Source organism: Paracidovorax sp. MALMAid1276, assembly GCF_049198005.1.
Classification (GTDB): domain Bacteria; phylum Pseudomonadota; class Gammaproteobacteria; order Burkholderiales; family Burkholderiaceae_C; genus Acidovorax.
In genome coordinates, this window is record NZ_JBMIRS010000145.1 from 1 (window position 1) to 3011 (window position 3011).

Annotated in this window: 3 protein-coding genes; all 3 read right to left on the reverse strand. The window is 71.2% G+C overall.

Annotated elements, in window-relative coordinates:
• Positions 1–55: 55 nt before the first annotated feature.
• The 3 genes from alkB to ada all read right to left on the reverse strand — a co-directional run bounded on the left by alkB (position 56) and on the right by ada (position 2758).
• Positions 56–712, reverse strand: coding sequence for a DNA oxidative demethylase AlkB (alkB, locus tag ACOQFS_RS09805; RefSeq protein ID WP_421562696.1), 657 nt, complete (start codon positions 710–712; stop codon positions 56–58).
• Between the two features lie 142 nt (positions 713–854).
• Positions 855–1607 carry a 2OG-Fe(II) oxygenase gene (locus tag ACOQFS_RS09810; protein ID WP_421562697.1) on the reverse strand — a complete coding sequence of 251 codons (753 nt, stop codon included), beginning with the start codon at positions 1605–1607 and terminating at the stop codon, positions 855–857.
• Entirely contained in the window at positions 1604–2758 is a 1155-nt protein-coding gene (gene ada / locus ACOQFS_RS09815) for a bifunctional DNA-binding transcriptional regulator/O6-methylguanine-DNA methyltransferase Ada (protein ID WP_421562698.1), read from the reverse strand. Before ada ends, ACOQFS_RS09810 begins: the two co-directional genes overlap by 4 nt.
• Positions 2759–3011: the final 253 nt, after the last annotated feature.

Here is a 3011-nt window from a genome sequence, read left to right on the forward strand (position 1 = left end):
ACCGATTGCACTCCAATGCGATCTTCAAAAAGACATTGAACAGGCTCTGAGCCGCTCAGCCGGCCTTGCGAAACGTGAGGTTGATGCGGTGCGCGCCCGTCAGCGGATGCGTTGCCTCCGGCAGCGGCAGCACGCCGTGAAACCGCAGCCGCGCCGGCCCGCCCCACACCACCACGTCGCCATGCAGCAGCGGCACGCGCCGCGCCCGGTCGGCCCGCTGCGCGCCGCCCCACAGGAACAGGGCCGGAATGCCCAGCGACACCGACACGATGGGGTGCGCATAGTGGCCCTCGTCCCGGTCCTGGTGCAGCGACAGGCGGGTGCCGGGGGCATAGCGGTTGATGAGGCAGGCGTCCGGCGCAAAGCCGGCAAAGCCTGCGGCCTCGGCCGCATCGCGCGCCAGTTGTTTGAAAAGTGCCGGCATCGCAGGCCAGGGGCGGCCGGTTTCAGGGTCCACGGGGTCATAGCGGTAGCCGCTGCGGTCGCTGACCCAGCCCAGCGGCCCGCAGTTGGTCATGGCCACCGACATGCGCTTGCCGCCCGGCGTGATGAGGTGGCGAAAAGGGGACTGCGCCGCGATGGCATCGACCGCCTGCAGCAGGCCTGCCGCCGGGGGCAGCGCAAAGCCGCGCAGCACCACGGCGCCGGGCTCCAGCCACTCGGGCGCTTGGGGGGCGGCGGGCTGATCGTCGTCAAAAAGACCGAGGGTCATCTCGTGGTTTTACCTTCGCTACGTCCGTGCAAGGCCTTGGCCACTGGCGCGGCCCCGGCCAGGGCACCGGGTGCGTCCCCCTCCCGCGCAGCGAGAGAGGGGTGAAGGCGCCGCAGGCGACTCAGGGGGGGCCACTCTCACTCTATTCAGCGTCATGAAAGATGATGCCCAGCGTGTGCCGCTGCCCGCTGCGCAGGCGGCTCACGCCGTGGCGCATCTGCACGCGGTAGGGGCCGCGCGTGCCCTGCACCGGGCGGTGGTGCACGGCAAACACCACGGCATCGCCGCGCGCAAGCGGCACCACCTCGGCGCGCGACTGCATGCGCGGGCGCTGCTCGGTCAGCACGAATTCGCCGCCCGTGAAGTCCTGGCCCGGCGCAGACAGCAGGATGGCCGCCTGCAGCGGAAACACGTGCTCTCCATACAGGTCCTGGTGCAGGCAGTTGTAGTCGCCGGGCCCGTATTGCAGCAGCAGCGGCGTGGGGCGCAGCTGGCCTGCAGCATGGCAGCGGGCGATGAAGTCTGCATGGCGCGCGGGGTAGCGCAAGTCGATGCCCAAGGCCGCATTCCATGTGTTGGCAATCGGCGCCAGGTGCGGGTACATCGCCGCGCGCAGCCCGGCCACCACATCGGGCAGCGGGTAGCTGAAGTACCGGTATTCACCCTGGCCGAATCCGTGGCGCTGCATGACCACGCGGCTGCGAAAGGTGTCGGCGTCGACGCTGCCATACAGACCCGCCAGGGCCGCGCATTCGGCCGCGCCCAGCAGCCCGGACAGCACCGCATGGCCCTGCTGGTGCAGGGCGTCGGTGGTGGCGGGCCAGTCGATGGCGGCAGCGCGCGAAGGCCAGGGGGTGGTGGCGAGCGCGGTGGGGGTGGTGGGCACGGCGCTCATGCGGCGCTTTCCGTCGCAGCGGTGGGGGCAGCCGATCCATCGGCGGCCGCATCGTCCGCCTCGCGGCGCAGCAGGGCGCGCTTGCGCTCAACGCCCCAGCGGTAGCCCGACAGGCCGCCGTCGCTTTTCACCACGCGGTGGCAGGGCACGGCCACGGCCAGCGCGTTGGCCGCGCAGGCCTGGGCCACGGCACGCACGGCGGTGGGTGCGCCAATGCGCTGTGCAATCTCGGCATAGCTGGCCGTCTGGCCGGGCGGGATGGCCTGCAGCGCCTGCCACACACGCTGCTGGAAGGCCGTGCCGCGCACGTCCAGGGGCAGCGCCAGGCCCAGGCCGGGGGCTTCCACCAGGGCCACCACCTGCGCCACCTGCTCGGCAAATGTTGCATCGCCCGGCTGCAGCCGCGCGCGAGCGAAGCGGCGCTGCAGGTCGTGCGCCAGCGCGGGGGCGTCGTCGCCCAGCAGGATCGCGCAGATGCCCTTGTCGCTTTGCGCCACCAGCACCTGGCCCAGCGAACAGGGCGCCACGGCATAGCGGATGTCCTGCGCCACGCCGCCCGCGCGGTAGTGGGCGGGTGCCATGCCCAGCAGCTGGCCCGACTGTTCGTAGAACCGGCTGCTGGACGGGTAGCCCGCGCCATAGATCGCATCGGTGACCGAGCCCGTACCCGGGTCGCCCAGCGCGGAGCGCACGGCCTCGGCCCGGCGCGCGGCCGCATAGGCCCGGGGCGTGAGGCCCGTGGCCTGCTTGAACACGCGGTGCAGGTGCGATGCACTCAGGCCCACGCGCTCGGCCAGGGCCTGCAGCGTGGGCGCGCGGCCAGCGGCCAGGCCGTCGTCCAGAAGGCGGCAGGCGTCAGCCACCAGCGTGGCGTGGTGCGACTGCGCGCTGGCCTGCCGCGGCCTGCACCGCTGGCAGGGCCGAAATCCGGCCTGCTCGGCCGCGTCGCAGCTGGCGTGAAAGCGCACGTTTTCAGGCCGAGGCGCGCGCGCTGCGCAGCTGGGACGGCAATACACGCCGGTGGTCTGCACCGAATACCAGAACTGCCCGTCGGCAGCCGGGCTGCGCGCCACCACCGCCGCCCAGCGCGGGTCGGCCTGCGTCAGCGCGGCGGCTTGCTGGGCGCGTGGGCTGGGCGTGCGGCGGGGCATGGGGATGGAGCGGAGGGCGTGACGGGGGAGGGCGGCAGGGGAGATCATGGCAGCTTGGGAAGGAAGGTTGCGATGGTTTCCACTCTAGGCACACGGCCTGCATGGCGCACTCCGAAGCTTGCTTTTGAATTCTGTGCTCCTAGAGCCTGTTCAATGTCTTTTTGAAGATCGCATTGGAGTGCAATCGGTATGAGTGGATGCGGCGGGTGCGCAGCATGGGCTCATGCCCATGCAAGCGGCCGGTGCGTTCAAT

Bases quoted from the DNA above. Each gene is read 5' to 3' on its own strand.
- ada (WP_421562698.1), bottom strand. From the start codon at position 2,758: ATGCCCCGCCGCACGCCCAGCCCACGCGCCCAGCAAGCCGCCGCGCTG.
- alkB (WP_421562696.1), bottom strand. From the start codon at position 712: ATGACCCTCGGTCTTTTTGACGACGATCAGCCCGCCGCCCCCCAAGCG.
- ACOQFS_RS09810 (WP_421562697.1), bottom strand. From the start codon at position 1,607: ATGAGCGCCGTGCCCACCACCCCCACCGCGCTCGCCACCACCCCCTGG.